Origin of the sequence: Pseudomonas sp. p50(2008), from assembly GCF_015351605.1 — a bacterium.
Taxonomy (GTDB): Bacteria; Pseudomonadota; Gammaproteobacteria; order Pseudomonadales; family Pseudomonadaceae; genus Aquipseudomonas.
Window position 1 is genome coordinate 371,948 of the sequence record NZ_JACMYF010000001.1, and the last position, 25,656, is coordinate 397,603.

General features: G+C 59.8%; 21 protein-coding genes and 4 tRNA genes. 2 read left to right on the top strand and 23 right to left on the bottom strand.

From position 1 onward, the window contains the following. Window positions 1-63 precede the first annotated feature (63 nt). From purF to leuC, 14 genes are all read right to left on the bottom strand, one after another. Entirely contained in the window at window positions 64-1,569 is a 1,506-nt protein-coding gene (gene purF / locus H7698_RS01725; RefSeq protein WP_162437749.1) for an amidophosphoribosyltransferase, read from the bottom strand. A gap of 41 nt (window positions 1,570-1,610) precedes the next feature. Then, window positions 1,611-2,171, bottom strand: coding sequence for a CvpA family protein (locus H7698_RS01730; protein WP_162437750.1), 561 nt, complete (start codon window positions 2,169-2,171; stop codon window positions 1,611-1,613). 274 nt (window positions 2,172-2,445) lie between these two features. Next, complete coding sequence (locus H7698_RS01735) at window positions 2,446-3,111, bottom strand: SPOR domain-containing protein (protein ID WP_162437751.1); 666 nt, start codon at window positions 3,109-3,111, stop codon at window positions 2,446-2,448. Next, complete coding sequence (gene folC / locus H7698_RS01740) at window positions 3,095-4,402, bottom strand: bifunctional tetrahydrofolate synthase/dihydrofolate synthase (RefSeq protein WP_194690378.1); 1,308 nt, start codon at window positions 4,400-4,402, stop codon at window positions 3,095-3,097. The genes H7698_RS01735 and folC overlap by 17 nt, the downstream gene beginning before the upstream one ends. After that, a complete protein-coding gene (gene accD / locus H7698_RS01745) occupies window positions 4,399-5,319 on the bottom strand; it encodes an acetyl-CoA carboxylase, carboxyltransferase subunit beta (RefSeq protein ID WP_162437753.1) in 921 nt (306 codons plus the stop codon). Before accD ends, folC begins: the two co-directional genes overlap by 4 nt. Window positions 5,320-5,496: 177 nt before the next feature. Then, the gene (locus H7698_RS01750; RefSeq protein WP_162437754.1) at window positions 5,497-6,123 is read right to left on the bottom strand and encodes a phosphoribosylanthranilate isomerase; all 627 of its coding nucleotides are present in this window, start codon (window positions 6,121-6,123) and stop codon (window positions 5,497-5,499) included. Between the two features lie 63 nt (window positions 6,124-6,186). Beyond that, window positions 6,187-7,011, bottom strand: a complete 825-nt coding sequence (gene truA / locus H7698_RS01755; RefSeq protein WP_194690765.1) for a tRNA pseudouridine(38-40) synthase TruA — start codon at window positions 7,009-7,011, stop codon at window positions 6,187-6,189. A gap of 305 nt (window positions 7,012-7,316) precedes the next feature. Continuing rightward, complete coding sequence (locus H7698_RS01760; protein WP_194690379.1) at window positions 7,317-9,980, bottom strand: FimV family protein; 2,664 nt, start codon at window positions 9,978-9,980, stop codon at window positions 7,317-7,319. Between the two features lie 208 nt (window positions 9,981-10,188). After that, window positions 10,189-11,199 carry an aspartate-semialdehyde dehydrogenase gene (locus H7698_RS01765; protein WP_194690380.1) on the bottom strand — a complete coding sequence of 337 codons (1,011 nt, stop codon included), beginning with the start codon at window positions 11,197-11,199 and terminating at the stop codon, window positions 10,189-10,191. Between the two features lie 261 nt (window positions 11,200-11,460). Then, a complete protein-coding gene (asd, locus tag H7698_RS01770; protein WP_162439719.1) occupies window positions 11,461-12,573 on the bottom strand; it encodes an aspartate-semialdehyde dehydrogenase in 1,113 nt (370 codons plus the stop codon). A 69-nt stretch (window positions 12,574-12,642) separates the two neighbouring features. Next, on the bottom strand, window positions 12,643-13,725 hold the full coding sequence (gene leuB, locus H7698_RS01775; protein ID WP_194690381.1) for a 3-isopropylmalate dehydrogenase: 1,083 nt from the start codon (window positions 13,723-13,725) through the stop codon (window positions 12,643-12,645). 80 nt (window positions 13,726-13,805) lie between these two features. After that, entirely contained in the window at window positions 13,806-14,570 is a 765-nt protein-coding gene (locus tag H7698_RS01780) for a class I SAM-dependent methyltransferase (protein WP_162439721.1), read from the bottom strand. A gap of 145 nt (window positions 14,571-14,715) precedes the next feature. Continuing rightward, window positions 14,716-15,360: a 3-isopropylmalate dehydratase small subunit gene (gene leuD / locus H7698_RS01785; protein ID WP_162439722.1), complete on the bottom strand. Its 645-nt coding sequence runs from the start codon at window positions 15,358-15,360 to the stop codon at window positions 14,716-14,718. A gap of 10 nt (window positions 15,361-15,370) precedes the next feature. Beyond that, complete coding sequence (gene leuC, locus H7698_RS01790; protein WP_194690382.1) at window positions 15,371-16,789, bottom strand: 3-isopropylmalate dehydratase large subunit; 1,419 nt, start codon at window positions 16,787-16,789, stop codon at window positions 15,371-15,373. A 140-nt stretch (window positions 16,790-16,929) separates the two neighbouring features. On the opposite strand from leuC, the gene H7698_RS01795 reads away from it, so the two are divergent. Together H7698_RS01795 and H7698_RS01800 are read left to right on the top strand one after the other, a co-directional pair. Further along, a complete protein-coding gene (locus H7698_RS01795; RefSeq protein WP_162439724.1) occupies window positions 16,930-17,820 on the top strand; it encodes a LysR family transcriptional regulator in 891 nt (296 codons plus the stop codon). A gap of 65 nt (window positions 17,821-17,885) precedes the next feature. Then, window positions 17,886-21,164, top strand: coding sequence for a PAS domain S-box protein (locus H7698_RS01800; protein ID WP_194690383.1), 3,279 nt, complete (start codon window positions 17,886-17,888; stop codon window positions 21,162-21,164). A 54-nt stretch (window positions 21,165-21,218) separates the two neighbouring features. Here the strand turns inward: H7698_RS01800 and H7698_RS01805 are convergent, their stop codons facing one another. The 9 genes from H7698_RS01805 to H7698_RS01845 all read right to left on the bottom strand — a co-directional run bounded on the left by H7698_RS01805 (window position 21,219) and on the right by H7698_RS01845 (window position 25,506). Then, complete coding sequence (locus H7698_RS01805) at window positions 21,219-21,665, bottom strand: Hsp20 family protein (RefSeq protein WP_162439732.1); 447 nt, start codon at window positions 21,663-21,665, stop codon at window positions 21,219-21,221. A gap of 121 nt (window positions 21,666-21,786) precedes the next feature. Further along, the gene (locus H7698_RS01810; RefSeq protein WP_162439733.1) at window positions 21,787-22,746 is read right to left on the bottom strand and encodes a tRNA dihydrouridine synthase; all 960 of its coding nucleotides are present in this window, start codon (window positions 22,744-22,746) and stop codon (window positions 21,787-21,789) included. A gap of 153 nt (window positions 22,747-22,899) precedes the next feature. Then, window positions 22,900-23,355 (bottom strand): acyl-CoA thioesterase, encoded by a 456-nt coding sequence (locus tag H7698_RS01815; RefSeq protein ID WP_194690384.1) that lies wholly within the window; start codon window positions 23,353-23,355, stop codon window positions 22,900-22,902. Window positions 23,356-23,402: 47 nt separating this feature from the next. Continuing rightward, window positions 23,403-24,236, bottom strand: coding sequence for an alpha/beta fold hydrolase (locus tag H7698_RS01820; RefSeq protein ID WP_162439735.1), 834 nt, complete (start codon window positions 24,234-24,236; stop codon window positions 23,403-23,405). A gap of 31 nt (window positions 24,237-24,267) precedes the next feature. Then, window positions 24,268-24,807: a TetR/AcrR family transcriptional regulator gene (locus H7698_RS01825; RefSeq protein WP_162439736.1), complete on the bottom strand. Its 540-nt coding sequence runs from the start codon at window positions 24,805-24,807 to the stop codon at window positions 24,268-24,270. A 183-nt stretch (window positions 24,808-24,990) separates the two neighbouring features. Continuing rightward, window positions 24,991-25,066: transfer RNA gene (locus H7698_RS01830), tRNA-Glu, on the bottom strand. A gap of 80 nt (window positions 25,067-25,146) precedes the next feature. Further along, a tRNA-Ala gene (locus tag H7698_RS01835) sits at window positions 25,147-25,222 on the bottom strand. Between the two features lie 53 nt (window positions 25,223-25,275). After that, window positions 25,276-25,351, bottom strand: a tRNA-Glu gene (locus H7698_RS01840). A 79-nt stretch (window positions 25,352-25,430) separates the two neighbouring features. Continuing rightward, window positions 25,431-25,506 (bottom strand) — tRNA-Ala (locus H7698_RS01845). Window positions 25,507-25,656: the final 150 nt, after the last annotated feature.

A 25,656-nucleotide genomic window follows, 5' to 3' on the forward strand; every position in this document is an offset into this window, starting at 1 on the left:
CTGTCACTCCTTGCCTTGCTCTTTTAGTAGATACAAAACCGGCCCCTCAGGGCCGGTAGTTACTCAGTTGTTATACAGATCAATGATCGCACTGACTGCCTGCGTCTTGACCTTGGAGGCATCATTGCGAGCCTGCTCGATCTTGTTCAGGTAAGCCTCGTCGACGTCGCCGGTAACGTACTGGCCGTCGAACACTGCGCAATCGAACTTCTCGATCTTGATCTTGCCGCCACCGACTGCTTCGATCAAGTCAGGCAGGTCCTGATAGATCAGCCAGTCAGCGCCGATCAGATCCGCCACGTCCTGGGTCGAACGGTTGTGTGCGATCAGCTCGTGAGCGCTCGGCATGTCGATGCCGTAGACGTTCGGGTAGCGAACGGCCGGTGCCGCGGAACAGAAGTAAACGTTCTTGGCGCCCGCTTCGCGAGCCATCTGGATGATCTGCTTGCACGTGGTGCCGCGTACGATCGAGTCGTCCACCAGCATCACGTTCTTGCCGCGAAATTCCAGCTCGATGGCATTGAGCTTCTGGCGTACGGATTTTTTCCGTGCAGCCTGGCCAGGCATGATGAAAGTCCGGCCGATGTAGCGGTTCTTCACGAAGCCTTCGCGGAACTTGACGCCCAAGTGGTTCGCCAGCTCGAGCGCTGCGGTGCGGCTGGTGTCAGGGATCGGGATGACCACGTCGATGTCGTGTTCCGGACGCTCGCGCAGGATCTTCTCGGCAAGTTTCTCGCCCATACGCAGACGGGCCTTGTAGACCGACACGCCGTCGATGATCGAGTCCGGACGCGCCAGGTACACGTGTTCGAAGATGCACGGAGTCAGGGACGGGTTGTTTGCGCACTGACGAGTGTGCAGCTTGCCGTCTTCAGTGATGTAGACCGCTTCGCCCGGCGCGAGGTCGCGAATCAGGGTGAAACCGAGCACGTCCAGGGAGACGCTCTCGGAGGCAATCATGTACTCGACGCCTTCATCGGTGTGACGCTGACCGAAGACAATCGGGCGGATGCCATGCGGGTCGCGGAAACCGACGATACCGTAACCGGTCACCATCGCAACGACCGCGTAACCACCCACGCAACGGTTGTGCACGTCAGTGACGGCAGCAAATACGTCTTCTTCGGTAGGCTGCAGCTTGCCGCGCTGGGCCAGCTCGTGCGCGAACACGTTCAGCAGTACTTCCGAATCAGAGTTGGTGTTGACGTGGCGCAGGTCAGATTCGTAAATCTCCTTGGCCAGCTGTTCAACGTTGGTCAGGTTACCGTTGTGCGCCAGGGTGATGCCGTAAGGCGAGTTGACGTAAAACGGTTGCGCTTCAGCCGAAGTCGAGCTGCCTGCGGTCGGGTAACGCACATGGCCAATGCCCATGTGCCCGACGAGGCGCTGCATGTGACGCTGATGGAACACGTCACGTACCAGGCCATTATCCTTGCGCAGGAATAACCGGCCGTCATGGCTGGTCACGATACCGGCAGCGTCCTGGCCGCGGTGCTGGAGCACGGTTAGCGCGTCATACAGCGCCTGATTGACGTTCGACTTACCGACGATACCGACGATGCCACACATGCGACGCAACCCCTACTTAATGGATCTGAACTGAACAACACTCACTGAGGCGTTTTGGCCGTCGGCAAGAGGTGCTCCTTGAACGGTATCTCAGCGGGTACGCTGATACCGCTGGCAAGCCACTGACTGCTCCACCCGAGAATCAGGTTTTTGGACCAGTCTGCGACCAATAGAAACTTTGGCACGAGCTGTGATTCTTTCCACCACCCGTCCTGCTGTACCGGCCCCAGGCTCAACAGCCCGACCGCCACGACCACCAGCAACACGCCACGCGCTGCGCCGAAGGCCATGCCGAGAAATCGGTCGGTCCCGGATAGCCCGGTGACGCGAACCAACTCGCCGATAAGATAATTGATCATTGCGCCTACGATTAACGTGGCGACAAACATGATGGCACAGCCCGTGATTACACGAGCCGATGGCGTTTCTATGTATCCGGCGAGGTACTCGGACAATGAACCACCGAACATCCAGGCGACGACTCCTGCGATGATCCAGGTCACCAGCGATAATGCTTCTTTGACGAAGCCGCGGCTCAGACTGATCAATGCGGAGATGGCGACTATTGCAACGATCGCCCAATCAACCCAGGTAAATGGCACAGTGCAGCCTACAGACGGATAAGGCGGCGCATTTTAGCAGAGCCCATGCTGATCGGTAAGCTGCGATTGTCAGTGCATTTCAAATCGGGGTGATAGTTTTAGCTACTATCGAAACCGCACTCGCCCCTGTAGCAGCTGGCGAAGCCTGCGTCCGGCTGCGCAGCAGCCGTAAAATCAGGCAATTGGGTCTATCTGGCACACCGTACAAGCGTGATTGACGGCTGCTTCACAGCCGGACGCAGGCCGCGCCAGTTGCTACAGGGATAAGCGCGTTTTAACCGCGCTCGGGCTGGAAGCGCACTACAAAACCCTTGAGGTTCTGCTGGCGGCTTAGCAAGTCGCGCAAACGGTCGGCTTCTGCGCGCTCAATGAGCGGCCCGACGAATACCCGGTTCTTGCCGTCCGCTGTGCGGATGTAGGCGTTGTAGCCTTGGCTGCGCAAGGATTTCTGCAGGCTTTCAGCGCTGGCACGGTTCGACAGGCTGGCCAGTTGCACCGACCAACTGACCGACAGGCCATTGGCATCGACGCGACTTTGCGTGGTATCGGGTTTGCCAGGGGCCGCGGTGATTGGCTGGGCAGGCGGCGTGCTTGGCTTGGCCGCCATCGCTGGTACAGGCGCCGGCGCGACGGGTTTGGCAGCAGGTGCAGGCGCGACAGGGGCAGTCGGAGCGATAGGCATCGAAGGCTCTTCCTGCTGGGCGATTTCCTCATCGCTCGGTACCGGCTCTTGCGCAAGCGTCTGCGGCTCGGGCACGACCACGGGCTCGACCTGCACTTGCGGCATCGAAGGTGCTTGCGGTGCGGCGGGCGCCTCAACGGTCACCTGGCGTTGTTCATCCTGACGCGAAAACAGCATCGGCAGGAAAATCACCGCCAGTGCCACTAGAACCAGGGCACCGACCATCCGCTGTTTGTAGGCTTTATCCAGCAATGCCATTTGCCGCTTCCTCCGTGGAGCGCCGGGCCAACCATTCAAGGGCCTCGGCGACACAATAAAATGATCCGAACAACAGAATCTCGTCGTCGCTCGTGGCCAATGCACACTGCCCATCGAGGGCTGCAGCCACGCTGTCATAGGACGTTACCGATGCGCCAAGGTTCTGCAACACCCCGTTCAAATCGGCAACTGGCCGTGACCGGGGCGAATTTAGCGGCGCAACCGCCCAGTGCTGGACACTAGCATTCAACTCGCCCACAACACCATCGAGATCCTTGTCCGCCAGCAATCCGAACACGGCCAGACGCTTGCCTGCCGGTGGCCGACTGGCCAGTCGACGAGCCAGGTACTCGGCCGCATGAGGATTATGCCCCACGTCCAGCAACAGGTTCAGGCGCTTGTCTTGCCAATCGAACTGACGGCGATCAAGACGCCCTACCACCCGCGTAGCCTTCAGGGCATCGACAATCTGTGCGTCCACCCACGGCAGGTCCATCAGCAGATAAGCCTGCAGCGCCAGCGCGGCGTTTTCCATCGGCAGGTCAAGCAATGGCAGATCACGCAGCTCAATCACCTGCCCTTGAGCGTCGACACCGCGCCATTGCCAGTGATGATCGGTCACACCCAGATCAAAATCACGCCCGCGCAGGAAAAACGGACAAGCCAGCTCGCGCGCCTTATCAAGCAAAGGTTGTGGAGGATTCAAATCGCCGCAAAGCGCAGGCGCGCCCTGGCGGAAGATACCGGCTTTTTCGTACGCCACGGATTCCCGGGTATCACCCAGATAGTCGGCATGATCGACGCCGATGCTGGTGACTAGTGCCATGTCGGCATCCACCACGTTGACTGTATCCAGACGCCCGCCCAGACCGACTTCCAGCACCACCGCGTCAAGCCCGGCCTGTTGAAACAGCCAGAACGCCGCCAGGGTGCCCATTTCGAAGTACGTCAGGGAAGTGTCGCCGCGGCCCGCCTCGACTGCAGCAAAGGCTTCGCACAGTTCGGCGTCGGTTGCTTCAACGCCGTTGACCTGCACCCGCTCGTTATAACGCAGCAGGTGCGGAGAATTGTAGACACCGACGTTCAGGCCTTGCGACCGTAGCAACGAAGCCACGAATGCGCAGGTAGAACCCTTGCCGTTGGTGCCGGTGACCGTAATCACCCGAGGCGCCGGCTTGCCCAGTCCCATGCGGGACGCTACCTGTTGCGAGCGCTCCAGGCCCATGTCGATGGCCGAAGGGTGCAACTGCTCAAGGTAGGCGAGCCACTCGCCAAGGGTACGTTGGGTCATATGTTGGCAGGCACCGGCGGAACCACGATTGGCTCGATAGGTGCAGCAACGAACTTAGGCGTCGGCAGGCCCATCATCTGTGCCAGCAGGTTGCCCAGACGCGGACGCAGCTCCTGACGGTGAATGATCATGTCGATCGCGCCGTGTTCGAGCAGGAATTCGCTGCGCTGGAAGCCTTCCGGCAATTTTTCACGCACGGTCTGTTCGATGACGCGCGGACCGGCAAAGCCGATCAGAGCTTTCGGTTCGCCGACGATCACATCGCCCAGCATCGCCAGACTGGCGGAAACACCGCCGTAGACAGGGTCAGTCAGTACCGAGATGAACGGAATGCCTTCTTCACGCAGACGCGCCAGCACCGCGGAGGTCTTGGCCATTTGCATCAGGGAGATCAAGGCTTCTTGCATCCGCGCGCCGCCGGAGGCCGCGAAGCAGATCATCGGGCATTTGTTTTCCAGTGCGTAGTTGGCAGCGCGTACAAAGCGCTCACCGACGATGGCACCCATCGAACCGCCCATGAAGGAGAATTCGAAAGCCGACACCACGACCGGCATGCCCAGCAGCGTACCGCTCATGGAGATCAGGGCATCTTTTTCGCCGGTCGCTTTCTGTGCGGCGGTCAGGCGATCCTTGTACTTCTTGCCGTCACGGAATTTCAGACGGTCGACGGGCTCCAGCTCGGCGCCCAGTTCGGCACGGCCTTCAGCGTCGAGGAAAATGTCGATACGGGCGCGGGCGCCGATACGCATGTGGTGATTGCACTTGGGGCAAACGTCCAGGGTCTTTTCCAGCTCCGGACGATACAGCACAGCCTCGCAAGACGGGCATTTGTGCCACAGACCTTCAGGCACCGAGCTCTTCTTGACCTCGGAACGCATGATCGAAGGGATCAGTTTGTCTACTAACCAGTTGCTCATGCTTTCTTTCTCCAGTACCGGCGGCTCGAACACTTTGGTTCGCAGCCCCGCGTATGCCCTTGAGCTAAATTCATATGTGCGGCGATGATCGACTGGGTGGCCGGATCAGCAAACGTGACCTGCGTACCACCCAAAAACCCTCAGCCATGCCTGTGGACGGCGGCAGTGTGCCAGCCGTCACATCAACGTGCCGCGTACTGCCTTGATGAACGCCTGAACCTTTGCGTGATCCTTGATTCCCTTGCTCGCCTCTACCCCGCCACTGACGTCGACCGCGTAAGGCCGGACCCGCGCAATCGCTTCGGCAACGTTGTCCGGTGTCAGGCCACCCGCCAAAATGATCGGTTTGCTCAACCCTTGAGGTATCAGAGACCAGTCGAACGCTTCCCCGGTTCCCCCAGGCACGCCCTCGACGTAGGCATCCAGCAGGATACCGCTGGCACTCGGAAAGGCATCGCAAGCGGCCGCAATGTCGTCACCGGCCTTGACCCGCAGCGCCTTGATATACGGACGGTGCCAGCCTTCACAATCCGCCGCCGTTTCATCACCATGAAACTGCAACAGATCCAGCGGCACGGCGTCGAGCAGTTCGCCCAACTCGCAACGGCTGGCGTTGACAAACAATCCCACGGTGGTCACGAACGGCGGCAGCGCCTTGATAATGTCCCGCGCTTGCTGAAACGTCACGGCACGCGGGCTTTTTGCATAGAAGACGAATCCGATCGCATCTGCCCCGGCCTCTACCGCTGCCAACGCATCTTCTATGCGGGTAATCCCGCAAATCTTGCTGCGAACGGCTGACATGTCGATAGAACCCCAAGGCAAATCCGAGAAAGTCCCGGATGGTAACAAATGCGTTCGAGGGCGTCAGCCGTCAAGTTCGGTGAAACCGGTCAAGAAGTGCGGGCCAATGTAACGCTGCGGCAATTCGAACTCGTCGCGGTATTCAACCTGCACCAGATACAAGCCGAAAGGATGCGCGGTCACCCCGCCAGAACGACGGATCCGGCTCTCCAGCACCTCTTTCATCCACTCCACCGGGCGCTCGCCGGCACCGATGGTCATCAGCACGCCGGCAATGTTGCGCACCATGTGGTGCAGGAACGCGCTGGCACGGATGTCCAGCACGATCATCTTGCCGTGGCGAGTGACTCGCAGGTGATGAAGTTCCTTGATCGGCGACTTGGCCTGGCACTGACCCGCGCGGAAAGCGCTGAAGTCATGGGTACCCACCAGATACTGCGCCGCCTCGGCCATACGGTCGACGTCCAGGGGCCGGTGGTTCCAGGTGATTTCATCGTTCAAGTGCGCCGGACGGATCTGATCGTTGTAGATCACGTAGCGATAGCGCCGGGCAATGGCTTTGAACCGCGCATGAAAATCCGCCGGCATGGCCTTGGCCCAGCTGACACTGATGTCGTGGGGCAAGTTGATGTTGGCCCCCATGACCCAGGCTTTCATCGAGCGCTCGACCTGCGTGTCGAAATGCACCACCTGTCCGCATGCGTGCACGCCGGCGTCAGTGCGACCGGCGCAGAGCAGCGAGACAGGCGAGTCGGCGACTTTCGACAACGCCTTTTCCAGGGTTTCCTGCACGGTGAGCACGCCGGAGGCCTGACGCTGCCAGCCGCGATAACGCGAGCCTTTGTATTCAACGCCCAACGCGATCCGGAAAAAGCCGTCGGCCGCCATTTCGGCGGCAGGATTATCTATATTTGCCAAGGGGTGACAGCCTGCTGATGTACGCAAAGGCGGGCATTATAAGGCGGCGGGACGTGGAAGCCAGTGCAACTGTCGACACGATGTTGAATGTCAGGGCCTCATCGCGGGCAAGCCCGCTCCCACAGGTTTTGTGAACAGCGCAAATCACTGTGGGAGCGGGCTTGGTCTGGGCGGCATTCCGACGATGACCATCCCACCACCACCCTCGCACTCCCGGCAGAAACAAAAACGGCAGCCCCAATGGGCTGCCGTTCTCTTTACGACTTACCGAGCATTCACGCCAGACGCGACAACATCTCCTTTGCTTCGCTCTTCTGCCCGTCATCACCCTCGGTCACCACCTCGTTAAGGATGTCCCGCGCACCGTCGTTGTCGCCCATGTCGATGTAGGCCTGGGCCAGATCGAGTTTGGTCGCCACTTCGTCGGTACCGGAAAGGAAGTCGAACTCAGGCTCGTCAGCGGCGGAAGCCATGGCGTCTTCCGCTGAAAAGGTCGGCCCGCTGATGTCCTGGGACAGGCGGTCGAGCTCCGCGCTGAAGTCGTCCGGCTTGGCGGACAAATCGTCGGCAGCGACGGGGGCGTCCATTTCGTCCGCCAGCGACAGGTCGAAGTCGGCCGGCAACTCCAGATCGTCCAGTGCTACTTCCGGGACGGTCGGCGCTTCGGCAACCGGCAGATCCTTGGCATCGTCGTCCAGGTTCAGCAGGAAATCATCTTCGGCCAACGTGGCTGGCGAAGCTTCACCCCCGAGGTCCATGTCCAGATCAAAATCAGACAGGTCGTCGAGGTTTTCCTTGATGTCAGTCTGCTGCTGCAACACCGACTCAAAGCTCAGGTCATCGTCAGACGGGAATGCGTCCAGCTCTTCCACGGGCTCCGCTTCGGGAGAAACGACGGCCGGAGAAGCGGCTTCCAGATCATCCAGGCTCAAGTCGAAGTCATGATCAAAGTTGTCATCAGCCGGCACCACTGGCGCAGGCGCTTCTGGCTCGTCCAGCATCAGGTCCTTGACGTACTGGGCATCCATTTGCGCTGCGATAGCCGCAGCGCCGATACCACCCGCCGCCACGAGCGCCATGGCCGGGAAGCGGCTTTTCAACTGCTCGACCTGAGCGAAGTTGTCGCCGTTGGCAATCAGCTTGCGCTCCTGGGCGACGAACGCATCGCGATCGCCCTGCTGCCCGTAGACTTCCATCAGCTTCAAGCGCAAATCACTGCGTTGCGGCTCCTGCTTGATGCCATCTTCCAGTATCGCGGCGGCCTGATTCAGGCGACCGGCAGCAATGTGCGACTGCGCCCGGCCCAACACATCATCATTGTGCTCGGCGGCTGGCGAGATCAGCGGCGCTGCGATCGGTGGCGTTACGATGACCGGAGCGATCACTGGCGCCGGTGCAGGCACAGGCACAGGCGCTGGAGTCGGCTCTACAGCCGGCGCCGTGGCGAGCTTCACGCTTGCAGGCGGAACTTCCAGGCCTTCGAAACTGCTTTCCGGCAAATCGTGATCGACCGAGAATTCCTGCTCCTCGGACAATGCGCGAGCCATGCGCAGATGCTTTTCAGCCTCCTGTTGAGCTTTGCGCCGACGGGCCAGTAACAGCAACAGAAGCAGCAGGATGACTGCACCACCGCCGACCATGCCCAGCAACCATGGATTGGTCAGCAGCTCATTGAATTTCTGATCGTCAGTGGTTTTAACCGGCGTCGGCTCGACAGGCTTCTCGGCAGGTGCCGGCGCGGCCTCGGGTACCGCCGCCTCCGGCGCTGGCGTCACCGGTGCAGTCGGCACGGCTTCAGCAGGCGTCGCAGCCGCCGGACTGGACGCCAGTTCCGCCGACATGGCGGGCGCGGCAGCCTCATCCACCGGAGCGTCTGCAGCGCCCTCAGCCTGCAACTTGGCCAATTGGTTGTTCTTCAGTTCAATCAGGCGTTGCAGCTTGTCCAGCTGACTTTGCAGATCGGTCATGCGGCTTTTCAGTTCGGCGTTGTCACGACGGGTCGTGTCGAGGCTTTCCTGGGTCACCGCCAGCTTGTTGCTCAATTTCTTCGCATCGCCCGCAGCGCCTTTGGCACCGGGCTTGCCCGTCTCGGCCGAGACCAGGCTCAAGTTGTCCTTGGGAGCTTGCGAGGTCGCGCCGTCACCGCGAGGACGGTTAGTGGCATCCAGTTGTTGCTGGCCAGCGCCCGCCTTGGGTACATAGCGACGGCCCTGACGCCAGGCGGTGTTCTGTGCGGCGACTTCGGCGATGGCTTTAGGTTGCGGCAGATTGGTGCTTTGCGCCTGATCCGGCAGACGCAGCACCTGACCGGTTTTCAACCGGTTGATGTTGCCATCGATAAAGGCATCCGGGTTCAGTGCCTGGATGGCCAGCATGGTCTGCTGAATCGAACCGCCATTACGCGCCTTCGCAGCGATTTCCCACAAAGTATCGCGCGGCGTGGTGGTGTACTGGGCGGGTTTGGTCGCGCCGGTGACCGGTGCAGCGACAGTTTGCGTCGGTGCAGGCTGAGCAGCCGCGTCAGCGGTCTGCGGCGAGAATTTGGAGGGATCGAGCAACACGCTGTAATCGCGCATCAACCGACCGCTTGGCCACATGACCTGAACCAGGAATTTCACCATCGGTTCGGACAGTGGCTTGCTGGATGTCACACGCAGGATACTTTTACCGCCGGGGTTGAGCACCGGCGTAAAGGTCAGGTCGTTGAGAAACGCCTGGCGGTCGACACCGGCCTTGGCGAAATCTTCGGGTGAGGCCAGGCTCGGCACCACTTCAGCAGCAGTGAGTTCCTTGACATCAAGAAGCTCGATTTCCGCCACCAGCGGCTGGTTCAGCGTCGACTTCAGGGTCAGCTCCCCGAGCCCGAGGGCATGCGCCACACCGGAGGACAGCGCCGAGGCGGCCGCTATTGCTAACACCAGTTTGCGAACTTGAACCATAGCCTCATCCTTTGTTTGAACATTCCTCGGCCAGCGAGAAGGTGTTGATAGTCGCTGCCGTAAGGCATTGCGCGCGGCGGCGAAGGGTCGTCGCGCGCGATCTTTTCTTTCTTGCCACGCGAAGCCCCGAAGGGTGACTCGCGATCAGCACTTCGGCCAAGCATAGCGCCCGGCCAGATTCAGTCGACAAATTGTTGCCAAGTATCTTTTACGCTAGGTCTTTTATCAACAATTCAGCCACCTGCACAGCATTGAGCGCGGCACCTTTGCGTACGTTATCTGACGTCAGCCAGACATTAAGTTCCGACGGGTCGTCGATTCCCCGGCGGACCCGACCGACGTACACCACATCCTGCCCTACCGCGTCGCCCACCGCTGTCGGGTAATCGCCAGCTTCTACCAGTTCGATGCCTGGCGCGTCTTCGAGGGCCGCGTTGACTTTCGCCAGGTCGACTTCACGCGAAGACTGCAGGGTCACACTAAAGCTATCGCCAAAAAACACCGGCGCTTGAATGCACGTAACGGAAATCTTTAACGAAGGCAGCGCCAACACCTGACGCACTTCGCGAACCAGGCGTTTTTCCAGCAAGGTATGGCCCTGTTCATCCGGCTTACCGACCTGAGCCAGGAGGTTGAACGCCATCTGCCGATCAAAGAACGTCGGCTCCAGCGGACGCACATTGAGCAGCTCGGCGGTTTGCCGGGCCAGTTCAGTCACGGCTTCACGACCCTGGGCTGATACCGCCAGACTCGCCGTCAAATTGATACGTTGCAGGTCGATGATGCTGAGCAACGGCGCCAGCAGCACGGCCAGGGTGGTGGCCGAAGGACTTGGGCTGCTGACCTGGAAAGGCTTTTTCATCCCGACGAGGATATCGCCATTGGCCTCAGGCACGACTTGCGGCGCCTGGTCGGCGGGCAACGCGCCGGACAGATCGATCAGCGAGCAGCCGGCCGCCGTGGCGCGCGAGGCGAAGCTGAGGGTGACCGCGGGACCGGCGGCGAAGAACACCAGCTGGACCTTGCTGAAGTCGAACTCATCGACTTCGCGCACACGTACGTTCTTGCCGCGAAATGGTACCGAATGCCCGGCGGATTCGCTGCTGGCAAGCAGGTGCAGGTTGCCCACCGGGAAGTCGCGCTCTTCGAGAATCTGCACAAGCGTTTCGCCGACAGTACCGGTCGCGCCGATCACGGCAATATCAAGGGTCTGGCTCATGGTTTTACCTCTGGCGAAACGGGGGGAGCGGCACTTTACCGGGTGGTGGGGATGCAGGCAATTCGACGGTGCCCGTAAAGGCCCCATCGCTGGCAAGCCAGCTCCCACAGTGAACGGTTTCAAGCACAAAACCGGGTACACCATGAAACCTGTGGGAGCTGGCTTGCCAGCGATGAGGCCAGACAAGACTACCGGGAAACTTCAGACATAAAAAAACCCGCACCTCTTTCAAGGCACGGGTTCTTTCATTACATCAATCGATCAACGCTCAAGCAGAATCCGCAGCATGCGACGCAGCGGTTCGGCCGCGCCCCACAACAGCTGGTCGCCGACGGTGAAGGCACCGACGAATTGCGAACCCATGTTCAGCTTGCGCAGACGGCCAACCGGTACATTCAAGGTGCCGGTGACCTTTGTCGGGCTCAGCTCCTGCATGCTCATCTCACGGTTGTTCGGCACCAGCTTGACCCATGGGTTGTGCTGGCTGATCAGCCCTTCGATGTCGGCAATCGGCACGTCTTTGTTCAGCTTGATGGTCAGCGCCTGGCTGTGGCAACGCATGGCGCCGATGCGCACGCAGATACCGTCGACCGGAATCGGGTTCTTGAAACGACCCAGTATCTTGTTGGTCTCGGCCTGAGCCTTCCACTCTTCGCGGCTCTGACCGTTCGGCAGTTCCTTGTCGATCCACGGGATCAGGCTGCCGGCCAACGGAACACCGAAGTTTTCGGTCGGGTACGCGTCGCTGCGCATGGCTTCGGCCACACGACGGTCGATGTCGAGGATCGCGCTGGCAGGATCCGCCAGTTGATCGGCGACAGCGCCGTGGGTCACACCCATTTGCTTGATCAGCTCACGCATGTGCTGCGCGCCGCCACCGGAGGCCGCCTGATACGTCATGGCGCTCATCCACTCCACCAGACCGGCTTCGAACAGACCGCCAAGGCCCATCAACATCAGGCTGACGGTGCAGTTGCCGCCGATGTAGTTCTTGGTGCCCGCATCGAGCTGCTGGTCGATAACCTTGCGGTTTACCGGGTCCAGCACGATCACCGCGTCATCCTGCATGCGCAGGCTTGAAGCGGCGTCGATCCAGTAACCCTGCCAGCCAGCTTCGCGCAGTTTCGGGAAGACTTCGCTGGTGTAGTCGCCACCCTGGCAGGTCAGGATCACGTCGAGGGTCTTCAGCTCTTCAATGCTGTAAGCGTCCTTGAGCGGCGCAATATCCTTGCCCACGGACGGGCCTTGGCCACCGACATTGGAAGTGGTGAAAAACACCGGCTCAATAAGATCGAAATCCTGCTCTTCCAGCATCCGCTGCATGAGCACGGAACCGACCATACCGCGCCAACCGATCAGACCTACACGTTTCATCGCAACTACACCTTCTTTAAAAAGTGGGCCGCTGCTTTCGACGTTGAAAGTGGCAGCGGGCCCGAGAGATTACAGATTCCGCAGCGCGGCGACTACTGCGTCGCCCATTTCCTGCGTACCGACCTTAGTGCAACCCGTCGACCAGATGTCACCGGTACGCAGGCCTTGATCCAGAACCAGGCTCACGGCTTGCTCGATGGCATCAGCGGCAGCCTGTTGGTTGAAGCTGTAACGCAGCATCATCGACACCGACAAAATGGTCGCCAACGGGTTGGCAATGCCTTTGCCTGCGATGTCCGGTGCCGAACCGTGGCACGGCTCGTACATGCCCTTGTTGTTGGTGTCCAGGGACGCCGACGGCAGCATGCCAATGGACCCGGTCAACATGGAAGCCTGGTCAGACAGGATGTCGCCGAACAGGTTGTCGGTCACGATCACGTCGAACTGCTTGGGTGCGCGCACCAGTTGCATCGCGGCGTTGTCGACGTACATGTGGCTCAGTTCGACTTGCGGGTAATCCTTGGCCACTTCTTCGACGATTTCACGCCACAGTTGGCTGGACGCCAGCACGTTGGCCTTGTCCACCGAGCACAGCTTCTTGCCGCGCACCATGGCCATGTCGAAACCGACACGGGCGATACGGCGGATTTCGCTTTCGCTGTAAGGCAGCGTGTCGTAAGACTGACGCTCGCCGTTTTCCAGGGTGCGTGTACCGCGTGGCGCGCCGAAGTAGATGCCGCCGGTCAGCTCGCGAACGATCAGGATATCCAGACCGGAAACGATTTCCGGCTTCAAGCTGGAGGCGTCAGCCAGTTGCGGGTAGAGGATCGCCGGACGCAGGTTGCCGAACAGGCCTAATTGCGCACGGATTTTCAGCAGACCGCGCTCTGGACGGATGTCACGCTCGATGGCGTCCCATTTCGGGCCGCCCACGGCGCCCAGCAACACAGCGTCAGCCGCGCGGGCACGCTCCAGGGTTTCGTCGGCCAGCGGCACGCCGTGTTTGTCGATGGCCGCGCCGCCGATCACGTCGTGGCTGAATTCAAAGCCCAGGCTGTACTTGTCGTTAGCCAGCTCCAGCACCTTGACCGCTTCGGCCATGATTTCCGGGCCAATACCGTCACCTGGGAGAATCAGAATCTGCTTGCTCATGCTTTCCTCATGTCATCAGTCGGTGCACCCCTTGGGCGCACCCGGAAAAATTCTATCGTCCGGCGGCTATCGTTCAGTGCTTAGCGTTCTGCAAACAGAACCAGCACATCGGTACTGAACGAACCATCGGCCTCAATCTCAAAATATTCGCGCACTTCGTTGCCCATCGACTGCTGCAACTCGCGGATCGCCGCGCGCATCACCTGTGGCGTGCGCATGCGTTCGACCCAGGAGTTGTATTCCAGGCGCAGACGTTGACGGGTGGTGCTGCGGGTATGCAACCCCGCCTCACTGACCTGACGCAACCACTCACCGGCGCAATAGTCGCGCACATGGCTGGTGTCGCGCAGTACTTCGACGCTTTGCAGGTAAGTGTCGAACAGCGGGCTACCTGGTGACAACACATCGATGAACGCTGCCACGCCACCCGGCTTCAGTACCCGACGGACTTCGCGCAACGCCAACCCCAGATCGCTCCAGTGGTGCGCGGAGTAGCGACTGAAGACGAAGTCGAATTCACCGTCGGCGAACGGCAGGCGTTCCGCAGCGCCAAGGACCGTCGACACGTTGCTCAAGCCCCGGTCAGCAGCAGCACCGGCCACCACGTCGAGCATCTGCTGCGACAGGTCATAAGCCACCACGTCCTTGACCAGCGAGGCGACGTGAAAACTCACGTGACCGGCGCCGCAACCCACGTCCAGCACCCGTGCATCGCCCTGCCCTGCCAGTTCGGCCTGTAGCAGCGCGAATTCGGTGCCTTGAGCGTGTACGGCGCTGCTCAAGTAGGCGGAGGCCTGTTCACCGAATTGCTTTTGTACAACCTGACTGTGGGCGGTGCTGGTCATGGGGATTTCCTTTTGGGTTTAAGCCTTGTGTTGCCTGGTCGGGCCTCATCGCTGGCAAGCCAGCTCCCACAGGGTTTTGTGAACCCCGCAAATCCAATGTGGGAGCCAGCCTGCTGGCGATGGCGTCATCACGCCTTACGCAAATTTACGCGTCACGAAACAACCAAGGCTGACTCGCCCGGTGCTTGCCTTCAAACGTCGCAATCGCCTCGTGGTCCTGCAAGGTCAGGCCGATGTCGTCCAGACCATTCACCAGGCAATGCTTGCGGAATTCATCCAGCTCAAAGCTGTAGACCTTGCCATCCGGCCGGGTCACGGTCTGGGCTTGCAGGTCGACCGTCAACTCGTAGCCAGGATTCGCTTCAACCTGCTGGAACAGCTCATCAACCTCAGCGTCACTCAAGATGATCGGCAGCAAGCCGTTCTTGAAACTGTTGTTGTAGAAGATGTCGGCATAGCTCGGCGCGATGATGCTACGGAAACCGTATTCTTCCAGGGCCCACGGCGCGTGTTCACGGCTGGAACCACAACCGAAGTTCTCACGGGCCAGCAACACACTGGCGCCCTGATAACGCTCGGCGTTGAGCACGAAATCCTTGTTCAGCGGACGCTTGGAGTTGTCCTGGTAGGCGTAGCCCACGTCCAGATAGCGCCACTCGTCAAACAGATTCGGACCAAAACCGGTGCGCTTGATCGACTTCAGAAACTGCTTCGGAATGATCTGGTCGGTGTCGACGTTGGCCCGGTCCAATGGCGCGACCAAACCGGTGTGTTGGGTAAAAGCTCTCATGTGCGGTTCCTCAGATCAGTTCGCGAACGTCGATGAAACGACCGTTGACGGCAGCCGCCGCGGCCATGGCCGGACTCACCAGGTGCGTACGGCCACCGGCGCCCTGACGCCCTTCGAAGTTGCGGTTGGAAGTCGAGGCGCAATGCTCGCCCGACTCCAAACGGTCCGGGTTCATCGCCAGGCACATCGAGCACCCCGGCTCACGCCACTCGAAACCGGCTTCGAGGAAAATCTTGTCCAGACCTTCTGCCTCGGCCTGCGCCTTCACCAGGCCCGAGCCCGGCACGACGATGGCTTGCTTGATGGTCGAAGCGACTTTGCGGCCCTTGGCGATGACGGCCGCGGCGCGCAGGTCTTCAATTCGCGAGTTGGTGCACGAACCAATGAACACGCGATCCAGCTGGATATCGGTGATGGCCTGATTGGCACTCAAACCCATGTATTTCAAAGCGCGTTCGATGGAACCGCGCTTGACCAGGTCCATTTCCCTGGCCGGGTCCGGCACGTTCTGATCAACGGCCAGGACCATCTCTGGCGAGGTGCCCCAACTGACTTGCGGCTTGATCTGGGTCGCGTCGAGTTCAACCACGGTATCGAACTTGGCATCAGCGTCGGACACCAGGTCTTTCCAGGCTTCGACCGCCATGTCCCATTCCGCGCCTTTCGGGGCGAATGGACGGCCTTTGACGTATTCCACGGTTTTTTCGTCCGCAGCGACCAGACCTACCCGAGCACCGGCCTCGATGGACATGTTGCAGATGGTCATGCGGCCTTCGATCGACAGATCGCGAATGGCGCTGCCAGCGAACTCGATGGCATGGCCATTACCGCCAGCGGTGCCGATCTTGCCGATCACTGCGAGCACGATGTCCTTGGCGGTGACGCCGAACGGCAATTGGCCTTCGACGGACACCAACATGTTTTTCATTTTCTTGGCGACCAGGCACTGCGTGGCGAACACATGCTCGACCTCGGAAGTGCCGATGCCGTGTGACAACGCGCCAAACGCGCCGTGGGTCGAGGTGTGCGAGTCGCCGCAGACGACAGTCATGCCCGGCAAGGTCGCGCCCTGCTCCGGGCCGATCACGTGAACAATCCCCTGACGCACGTCATTCATTTTGAATTCAGTGATGCCATATTCGTCGCAATAATCGTCGAGGGTCTGAACCTGCAAACGCGAGACCTGGTCGGTGATTGCTTCGATCCCGCCCTTGCGATCCGGGGTAGTCGGCACGTTGTGGTCCGGGGTGGCGATGATCGAGTCGACGCGCCAAGGCTTGCGCCCGGCCAGGCGCAGGCCTTCGAAAGCTTGGGGCGAAGTCACTTCATGGATGATGTGGCGGTCGATATAGATCAGCGACGACCCATCGTCGCGCCGTTTCACTTCATGGGAATCCCAAAGCTTGTCGTAAAGCGTTTTGCCGGCCATCAGACGGTCCTCATCAGCTTGTTTCTATGCCCTGGGCTTTTTCAATAACCCCTTGGCTTGTGAGGTCGATCCTAGGGGGTTACATTAAATAACTCAAATTCATATTTTTTATGCTTTGGATTACCAACTGGAATACTGCAATGGACCTCGCCAACCTCAATGCTTTTATCGCGATTGCCGAGACCGGCAGCTTCTCTGGCGCAGGCGAACGGTTACACCTGACCCAGCCTGCGATCAGTAAACGCATCGCCGGTCTGGAGCAGCAATTGAAGGTACGCCTGTTCGATCGCCTGGGCCGTGAAGTCGGTTTGACCGAGGCTGGTCGCGCCCTGCTGCCGCGGGCTTATCAGATCCTCAATGTGCTCGACGATACCCGCCGCGCCCTGACCAACCTGACCGGCGAAGTGACGGGCCGCCTGACCCTGGCGACCAGTCACCACATCGGCCTGCACCGTTTGCCGCCCTTATTAAGGGAGTTCACACGACGCTACCCCCAGGTCGCGCTGGATATTCAGTTCCTCGATTCGGAAGTAGCCTACGAAGAAATCCTCCACGGTCGTGCCGAACTGGCGGTCATCACCCTCGCACCAGAGCCCCACTCGCTGGTCAAGGCCACACCGGTGTGGGACGACCCGCTGGACTTTGTGGTCGCACCGGAACATTCACTCATCAGCAACGGTGCCGTCAGCCTGGCGGACATTGCCCTGCATCCGGCCGTGTTCCCCGGCGGCAACACCTTTACCCACCATATCGTCCAGCGTCTGTTTGAAGCGCAGGGCCTGACGCCAAACATCGCCATGAGCACCAATTACCTGGAAACCATCAAGATGATGGTCTCGATTGGCCTGGCCTGGAGTGTATTGCCACGCACCATGCTCGATGATCAGGTGGCGCGTATACCTTTGCCGGGCATACAGCTCACTCGCCAGCTAGGCTATATCGTGCACACCGAACGGACGCTGTCGAATGCGGCACGGGCCTTTATGGCCTTGCTGGATGCACAAATCGATCGGCCAGGGACTCATGGCTAACGTGTGCTACGCCCATAGAGCCGCGAGACCCTGCGCCTAACGCCCACTCAGCTTAAGGCTTGCCAATGCCGAAATCTGTTGACCGAATTCCGCCAATGCCGCGTATTCAGGCGCTTGACCCAAAACAGTCAGAGCAGAGCTGGGAAAGCGCACCGCAATTGCTGGCCGCCCTTAACGGTGCACGCCTGGGCGCCTGGTATTGGGATATCGAGCGCGGGCAGATCAGCTGGTCACGGGGCACTCAAGCGCTGTTCGGCTTCGACCCGCACGCGCCATTGCCCGCCGATCTGGAATACCTCGACCTGCTGCCGCCAGAAGATCGGGCGAAGACCGTCCGCGCCTTTAACGCAGTGATCGCCGGCGCACCGCTGGCACAGGCGATGCACCACCGTATTCGCTGGCCCGATGGCAGCCTGCATTGGCTCGAAATCAATGGCAGCCTGCTGCCAGACAAGGATGGGCACCCACGCATGATCGGCGTAATCCGCGAAATCACCCATCAGCGCCAGCGCGAACAAGCCCTGACCAGCTCGGAGAAGCGCTTCGCAACGCTGTTTCACCTGTGCCCGAACATGGTGCTGCTGACTCGTCAGGAAGATGGCCTGATCACCGAGGCCAACCAGTATTTCGAGAGCCTGTTCGGCTGGCCTGTGCAGGATGCCATTGGCCGCACCACCCTCGAGCTTGGCTTGTGGGTGCACCCGGAACATCGCGAGCACCTGGTCAAAGCCACCAAGGCCAAAGGCGAGCTGGTCAGCATGGAAGTGCAGTTTCGTGCCAGCAACGGGCAAATCCATGACGGCATCCTCAGCGCACAAAAGGTCGAGCTCGAAGGCCAACCGTATCTGCTGAGCACCTTCCTCGACACGACTGAACGCAAGGCCGCCGAGCATGCCCTGAAAGACAGTCAGGAGCGTCTGGACCTGGCGCTGGATTCTGCGCAACTCGGCACCTGGGACTGGCACATTCCCAGCGGCATGCTTTACGGCTCGGCGCGCGCTGCGCAATTGCACGGAATGGAAGCCAAACCCGTCCATGAATCCTTCGACGAGTTTTTCGAGGGTGTGCCCGGTGAAGAGCGCGACACCATGCGTGACGCCTACCGCAGCTTGCGCGAAGGTCCCGCCGGCAATTATCAGCTGACCTATCGAGTGCAATTGGCGGACGGCACTTCGCGGTATCTGGAGAGCCGCGCCCGCCTCTATCGCGATGAAAATGGCGCACCATTGCGCATGGCTGGCACCCTGCTGGATATCACCGAACAGGTGGAGCGCGAACAGCAGTTGATTGCCTCGGAAGAAAAATTCGCCACGCTGTTCCAGGTCAGCCCGGATCCGATTTGTGTCACTCATCAGGACAGTGGCCAATTCATCGAAATCAACTCCAGCTTTACCCAGACGTTCGGCTGGAGCGCCGCCGATGTGATCGGTCGAAGCGCCGATGAAATCGGCCTGTGGGACGCCTCGTCCAAAAGCCTGCAGCGGATCGAACAGGTCATCCGTGAACAGGGATTGAGCAACGTGGCGATCCACGTTCAACACAAGAACGGGCAGTCGTTGACCTGCGTGATTTCCAGTCGCCAGATCAGCGTCGGCGACCAGCCGTGCATCGTCACCAACCTGCGCGACATCACGCAACAGCAGCGCTCCGAAGCGGCACTCAAGGCCAGCGAAGAGAAGTTCGCCAAGGCGTTTCACTCCAGCCCCGACGCCATCACCATCACCGAGCGCGACACCGGACGCTATCTGGAGGTCAATGACGGGTTCTGCCGACTCACCGGTTACCGCGCCGATGAAGTCATCGGGCGGACGGTGTACCAGGTGGGCATTTGGGCCGAAGAAAAACAACGGTCCTCGCTGCTGGCCGAGTTACAGCTCAAAGGCCGGGTTCACCACCAGGAAATGCTCGGGCGCAACAAACGGGGCGAATTGCTGACCGTCGAAGTTTCGGTAGAACCGATCACCCTTAACGAAACCGCGTGCCTGCTGTTGACCGCGCGTGACGTCAGTCTGCTGAAGAACGCCGAAGCGCAGATCCGTCACCTGGCCTATCACGATCCACTGACCAATTTGCCCAACCGCGCACTGCTGATGGATCGCCTCAGCCAACAGATCGCCCTGCTCAAGCGCCACAACCTGCGAGGCGCGCTGCTCTTTCTCGATCTCGATCACTTCAAGCACATCAACGACTCGCTCGGCCATCCGGTCGGCGATACGGTGCTGAAAATCATCACCGCGCGCCTTGAAGCCAGCGTGCGCATGGAAGACACGGTCGCGCGCCTGGGCGGCGATGAATTTGTCGTGCTGCTGAGCGGCCTGGAAGGCTCGCGCAACGAAGTCAGTGCCCAGGTGCGCGAGTTGGCGGACACCTTGCGTGAACTGCTGTCGGAACCGATGTTCCTAGACGGTCAGCGCCTGCAAGTGACGCCGAGTATCGGTATCGCCTTGATTCCCGATCATGGCTCGACGCCAACCGACCTGCTCAAACGCGCGGACATCGCGCTGTATCGGGCCAAGGATTCAGGCCGCAACACCACGCAGATGTACCACAACACCATGCAGAAGGCCGCGAGCGAACGTCTGCGCATGGAAACGGACCTTCGCCTGGCACTTTCAAGGGGCGAGTTTCGCGTGCACTACCAACCCCAGGTGGACGCCAGGGATAACCGCATCGTCGGCGCGGAAGCGCTGGTGCGCTGGAATCACCCGGAACTCGGCGCGCAATCGCCCACCGAGTTCATCAAGGTGCTCGAAGACAGCGGACTGATTCTCGAGGTCGGCGCCTGGATCGTCGACGAGGCCTGCGACGCCTTTAAGCAATTGATGGCCCAGGGTCTGATCGATCCGCTCGATTTCAGCCTGTGCGTGAACATCAGCCCACGACAGTTTCGCCAGAATGACTTCGTCGAGCGCATCGAACACAGCCTCAGCAGCCATGGGCTGCCCTGCTCACTGCTGAAACTGGAAATCACCGAAGGCATCGTCATCCAGAACCTGGAAGACACCATCAACAAAATGCGCCGCCTGAAAAAACTCGGCGTGAGCTTCGCGATGGATGACTTTGGCACCGGCTACTCCTCCTTGACCTACCTCAAGCGCCTGCCGGTCGACACCCTGAAAATCGACCAGTCATTCATCCGCGACGCAACCACCGACCCCAACGACGCCGAAATCATCCGCGCCATTGTCGCCATGGCCCGAAGCCTGGAGTTGAAGGTGATTGCAGAAGGGGTTGAGACAGCGGAGCAATTGGAGTTTTTGCAGGGGCTGGGCTGTCATTTTTATCAGGGGTATTTGCACAGTCGGCCGTTGCCGGTGGAGGAGTTTCAGGAGCTCCTTCGTTGATTTACTGGCAGACAAAAAAAGGGCGCCATTGGCGCCCTTCTTGATTGCTCTGAATCAATGCTGCAGAGCAGGTTGCTGCGTCCCGTTGATAGGGATGCGCTTGGCTTTCGCCTCTTCCGGCACGACGCGCAGAAGGTCAATGCTCAGCAGACCATTACGCAGGTCGGCGGCTTTGATCTCGATGTGGTCCGCCAGGCGGAACGACAGCTTGAACGCACGTTGGGCGATGCCTTGATGCAGGAAGGTGACGCCTTCGGTTGCATCGCGTTTGCCGCCACTGATGGTCAGCACACCCTTCTCGACTTGCAGGTCCAGGTCTTCTTCCTGGAAACCGGCTGCCGCTACGACGATGCGGTATTGATCGTCGCCGTGTTTTTCAACATTGTAAGGCGGGTAGGTGCTGCCTGGTTCGTTGCGCAAGGCGGTTTCAAACAGGTCGTTGAAACGGTCGAAACCCACCGAGGAACGGAACAGGGGCGCCAGGGAAAATGCAGTACTCATGATTCAAAATCTCCTGAAAATAATCAGCAAGGTTCTATGTCTCCGCGACCCGAATTCGGCATCGCGTAACCCTTAGATAGGGACCACTGATTACATTTCAAGAGGTTTTTTGAAGATTTTTTCAGGCCGCTTCGCGAACTTGCAAACCCAATAAACGCGAGACCTGATCCAGTTCGGTTTCACGTCTCAGCACGGTGAAAAGTTCAACTGCTTCGGGGTAGTTGCGGGTCAGCATCGCCAGCCATTGCTTCAGGCGGCCGGGTGATTGGCGGGGTGTCATCTGTGCCTTGGCTTGCAGCCAGAAGTCTTGAATGAGCGGCAACAGTTCGGCCCAGGTCATCTCGACGACGTCTTTACCGGCTCGCGCCGCAGCGATTTGACGCGCCAGGTCGGGACGCGACACCAGGCCGCGACCGAGCATGATGTCTTCCACGCCACTGATTTCGCGGCAGCGACGCCAGTCTTCGACGCTCCAGATATCGCCGTTGGCGAACACGGGCACCTTGACCACGTCCTGCACTCGCGGGATCCATTCCCAATGAGCGGGTGGCTTGTAACCGTCGGTCTTGGTTCGTGCGTGCACGACGATGTGAGCCGCACCGCCTTCGGCCAGCGCCGTGGCGCAGACCAGCGAGCCGTCAGGACTGTCGAAACCCAGGCGCATTTTGGCGGTGACCGGGATGTGAGCCGGAACCGCGCGGCGCACATGTTCAACGATCTGGTTCAGCAGCTCAGGCTCTTTGAGCAGAACGGCGCCACCGCGGGATTTGTTCACGGTTTTGGCCGGGCAACCGAAGTTAAGGTCGATTACCTGGGAGCCCAGTTCGCAGGCCAGCGCGGCGTTTTCCGCCAGGCAAACCGGGTCGGAACCCAGCAACTGCACGCGCAGGGGCACGCCGGCAGCGGTTTTGGCGCCGTGCAGCAGTTCAGGGCCGAACTTGTGGTAATAGGCAGGCGTGAGCAGCTGGTCGTTGATGCGGATGAATTCGGTCACGCACCAATCGATACCGCCCACCCGAGTCAGCACGTCCCGCAGGATGTTGTCGACCAACCCCTCCATGGGCGCCAAAGCAATTTGCATGAAAAACACACTCGACGAAAAACGTGCCGCAGTTTACTGGATTGCGCGGGGAATCGCAGATTCCTTGTACGAGTGAGCCTGCTCGCGATAAACGATGACGCGGTGTAATGGCTAAACCGCGCCGCCCGCATCGCGAGCAGGCTCACTCCCACACTAGATTTGGGTGGTGTTCAATTCTTGCGACAACAACGCCGGCCCGTAGCCCTCGATAAACTCTGCCGGCATGCGCTTGGGCTTGCCGGTGGACAGCTCGATGCAGACGAACGTGGTTTGCGCCCTCAGCAACGTGGTGTTGTCACTGGGGCGCTTGAGTTGAAAGTGCCGGGTCATTTTCAGGCGCTGGTCCCAATCGACAATCCAGGTTGCCAACTGTAATTCGTCGCCTTCATAGGCGGCCGCAAGGTAATCGATCTCGTGACGCACCACGGCCATCGCCCGATCAAGACGCCGATACTCGACCAGATCCAGGCCCAGACGCTGGGAGTGGCGCCAGGCGCAACGTTCGAGCCAGGTCACATAGACCGCGTTGTTCGCGTGCCCCAGCCCGTCGATGTCCTCGGCGCCCACTTCCAGGTCAATGATAAATGGCGTTGCCCGATCCCAGCCCATGCCCCACTCCCAGTCAGAATTTTCGACCGGGGCAGTGTAACGGATGCTCAAGCGGATTGGCGCGATTGCAGGCTACGTCCGGCCAACAGTGATAACACGCCATCAATGACCCGAGGATCGGCCAGCACTCGCTGATGACCGCCCGCCTCCAGACGCAACAGGCGACTGTCAAACCAGGCTTCATGGATCAGCTGAGATTCTTTGGCCAGGACAAAATCATCATCGTCGGCATGGACGATCAGGCCCGGCATGTCGAGCTGATAGTGCGCAACATCCAGCGTGGTGGCGCGCATGCCGACGTCGTTCTCGACCTGACGAATGAATGCCGAGCGCGCCTTGGGCGGCAGCCGCACGTAGCGAGCAAAACCACGCAGGACCCCAAGAATTCGTGCCGGGGCGGCAATGGTTACCAGGGTTTCAGTGCGCAGGCCCAACTGCACGGCGAGCATCGCACTGGCGCCCCCCATGGAATGGCCGATGACAGCGCGCAGCGGTGGCAACTCAGCGGCGGCTTCGAGCATGGCGCGGGCGAAGAGCACGACATTTGCCTCTCTACCCGGAGAACGACCATGTGCCGGGCCATCCAGCGCAACCACGCTATAACCGGCCTCTACAAGTGCTGTGATCAGACTGGCGAACTGCGTGGGGCGCCCTTCCCAACCGTGCATCAGCAAGACCGCCGGGCCCTGCCCCCAGCGCAGTGCGGAGAGACCGAAGCGCAACGTGATGCGCTCGGAGTTTGCCAGCAACGGCAACTCCCAATCACGCGGTGGCCGCGTGCGCGGGGTCATGAATGCGAGTCGCATTTTGCTTGCGACCAACTGCGGTGCAAACCAGCCCAAGGTGCCATTAACGCCACGAACCCACTTTAACGCGTTCATCGCTCTCACTCCCCAGGCGTTCGCCTTCAGGTCATTGCACCGCTGATTTTGCGGCGCGCAGCAATCGATCAGACAACTCTCCCGGCCCCAGCGCCCGCGCCAGAGCCAAACCACCCACCATCAAAGCCATGTCGGCCAGGGCCTTTTCGGTTTCTTCCGGGCTGGCCGCCAACTGCGCGACCATCATCTCCACGTGCTCATTCAGCGCGACTCGAAATGCGTCTGGCAGCCGCCCCAATTCGCCGACAGACGCCGGGATCGGGCAAGCGGAATCAGAAGAGTCACGGTGTTTGCGCGACAGATAAAACGCAGCGACCAACGCCCGCCGCTCTTCACCGGTCAGCTGGTCATCCATATCGGCGATCAGCTCACGACGATGACCGAGCAACTGTTTGAACGCCTCCAGCATCATGGCGTCCTTGCTTTCGAAGTGCGCATAGAAGCCGCCAACCGTCAGGCCAGCAGCCCCCATCACCTCGCCCACGCTCGGTTCGGCCGGGCCGCGCTGAATCAGCGCTGCGCTGGCGGCCTTGAGGATGCGTTCGCGGGTTTGTGCTTTTTTATCGTTCATCGTTGCCTCCGAATATTACGACTAGAATATTATTCTCATAATAATTTTCCGCAAGTCGTGGATGTGACCGCTGGTCTGAAGAAGAGTGTGAGAGAAATTGGGGGTTTGGCCAAACGCCAGACAAACAAAAGGGCCATTCAATAATTGAATGACCCTTATAAAATCCCGCAGAGCGGGTAATCGTGGCGTCCCCTAGGGGACTCGAACCCCTGTTACCGCCGTGAAAGGGCGGTGTCCTAGGCCACTAGACGAAGGGGACGCAAAACCTTCTATACAACTGATCAGTGCTGAGAGCTGATCGATTCAAGGCCGGTGTGGCCAGACCTTGAACTGTAAAATTGGTGGAGCTTAGCGGGATCGAACCGCTGACCTCCTGCATGCCATGCAGGCGCTCTCCCAGCTGAGCTAAAGCCCCGGATTTTTCGCCTCGCGGCGGAGCGACATCTTGCAACATCGCTTCTGTAAAACTGGCGTCCCCTAGGGGACTCGAACCCCTGTTACCGCCGTGAAAGGGCGGTGTCCTAGGCCACTAGACGAAGGGGACGCAAACCCTTCTATACAACAGATCAACGCTGAGTGTTGATCGCTTCAAGGCCGGTGTGGCCAGACCTTGAAGTGTAAATTGGTGGAGCTAGACGGGATCGAACCGTCGACCTCTTGCATGCCATGCAAGCGCTCTCCCAGCTGAGCTATAGCCCCTCATCGCTGAGGACGGGGCGAATCTTAATGGCGCATCGAAAGGCTGTCAAACTTATTTTTAAAATATTTCAAAGTTTTTTGCCGACATAACAATCACTTACCGCCCTTCCCCCGTAAATCCGGGGATGTATCCGTTCCTGTAGCAGCTGC

What these genes read in the sequence shown, in the direction of transcription:
- H7698_RS01780 (WP_162439721.1), bottom strand. Translation starts at nt 14,570, where the DNA reads ATGACCAGCACCGCCCACAGTCAGGTTGTACAAAAGCAATTCGGTGAA.
- accD (WP_162437753.1), bottom strand. Translation starts at nt 5,319, where the DNA reads ATGAGCAACTGGTTAGTAGACAAACTGATCCCTTCGATCATGCGTTCC.
- H7698_RS01750 (WP_162437754.1), bottom strand. Translation starts at nt 6,123, where the DNA reads ATGTCAGCCGTTCGCAGCAAGATTTGCGGGATTACCCGCATAGAAGAT.
- H7698_RS01795 (WP_162439724.1), top strand. Translation starts at nt 16,930, where the DNA reads ATGGACCTCGCCAACCTCAATGCTTTTATCGCGATTGCCGAGACCGGC.
- H7698_RS01760 (WP_194690379.1), bottom strand. Translation starts at nt 9,980, where the DNA reads ATGGTTCAAGTTCGCAAACTGGTGTTAGCAATAGCGGCCGCCTCGGCG.
- truA (WP_194690765.1), bottom strand. Translation starts at nt 7,011, where the DNA reads ATGGCGGCCGACGGCTTTTTCCGGATCGCGTTGGGCGTTGAATACAAA.
- H7698_RS01805 (WP_162439732.1), bottom strand. Translation starts at nt 21,665, where the DNA reads ATGAGTACTGCATTTTCCCTGGCGCCCCTGTTCCGTTCCTCGGTGGGT.
- H7698_RS01820 (WP_162439735.1), bottom strand. Translation starts at nt 24,236, where the DNA reads ATGAACGCGTTAAAGTGGGTTCGTGGCGTTAATGGCACCTTGGGCTGG.
- leuD (WP_162439722.1), bottom strand. Translation starts at nt 15,360, where the DNA reads ATGAGAGCTTTTACCCAACACACCGGTTTGGTCGCGCCATTGGACCGG.
- H7698_RS01765 (WP_194690380.1), bottom strand. Translation starts at nt 11,199, where the DNA reads ATGAGCCAGACCCTTGATATTGCCGTGATCGGCGCGACCGGTACTGTC.
- H7698_RS01810 (WP_162439733.1), bottom strand. Translation starts at nt 22,746, where the DNA reads ATGCAAATTGCTTTGGCGCCCATGGAGGGGTTGGTCGACAACATCCTG.
- purF (WP_162437749.1), bottom strand. Translation starts at nt 1,569, where the DNA reads ATGTGTGGCATCGTCGGTATCGTCGGTAAGTCGAACGTCAATCAGGCG.
- H7698_RS01825 (WP_162439736.1), bottom strand. Translation starts at nt 24,807, where the DNA reads ATGAACGATAAAAAAGCACAAACCCGCGAACGCATCCTCAAGGCCGCC.
- leuB (WP_194690381.1), bottom strand. Translation starts at nt 13,725, where the DNA reads ATGAGCAAGCAGATTCTGATTCTCCCAGGTGACGGTATTGGCCCGGAA.
- asd (WP_162439719.1), bottom strand. Translation starts at nt 12,573, where the DNA reads ATGAAACGTGTAGGTCTGATCGGTTGGCGCGGTATGGTCGGTTCCGTG.
- H7698_RS01735 (WP_162437751.1), bottom strand. Translation starts at nt 3,111, where the DNA reads ATGGCATTGCTGGATAAAGCCTACAAACAGCGGATGGTCGGTGCCCTG.
- folC (WP_194690378.1), bottom strand. Translation starts at nt 4,402, where the DNA reads ATGACCCAACGTACCCTTGGCGAGTGGCTCGCCTACCTTGAGCAGTTG.
- H7698_RS01815 (WP_194690384.1), bottom strand. Translation starts at nt 23,355, where the DNA reads ATGGGCTGGGATCGGGCAACGCCATTTATCATTGACCTGGAAGTGGGC.
- leuC (WP_194690382.1), bottom strand. Translation starts at nt 16,789, where the DNA reads ATGGCCGGCAAAACGCTTTACGACAAGCTTTGGGATTCCCATGAAGTG.
- H7698_RS01800 (WP_194690383.1), top strand. Translation starts at nt 17,886, where the DNA reads ATGCCGAAATCTGTTGACCGAATTCCGCCAATGCCGCGTATTCAGGCG.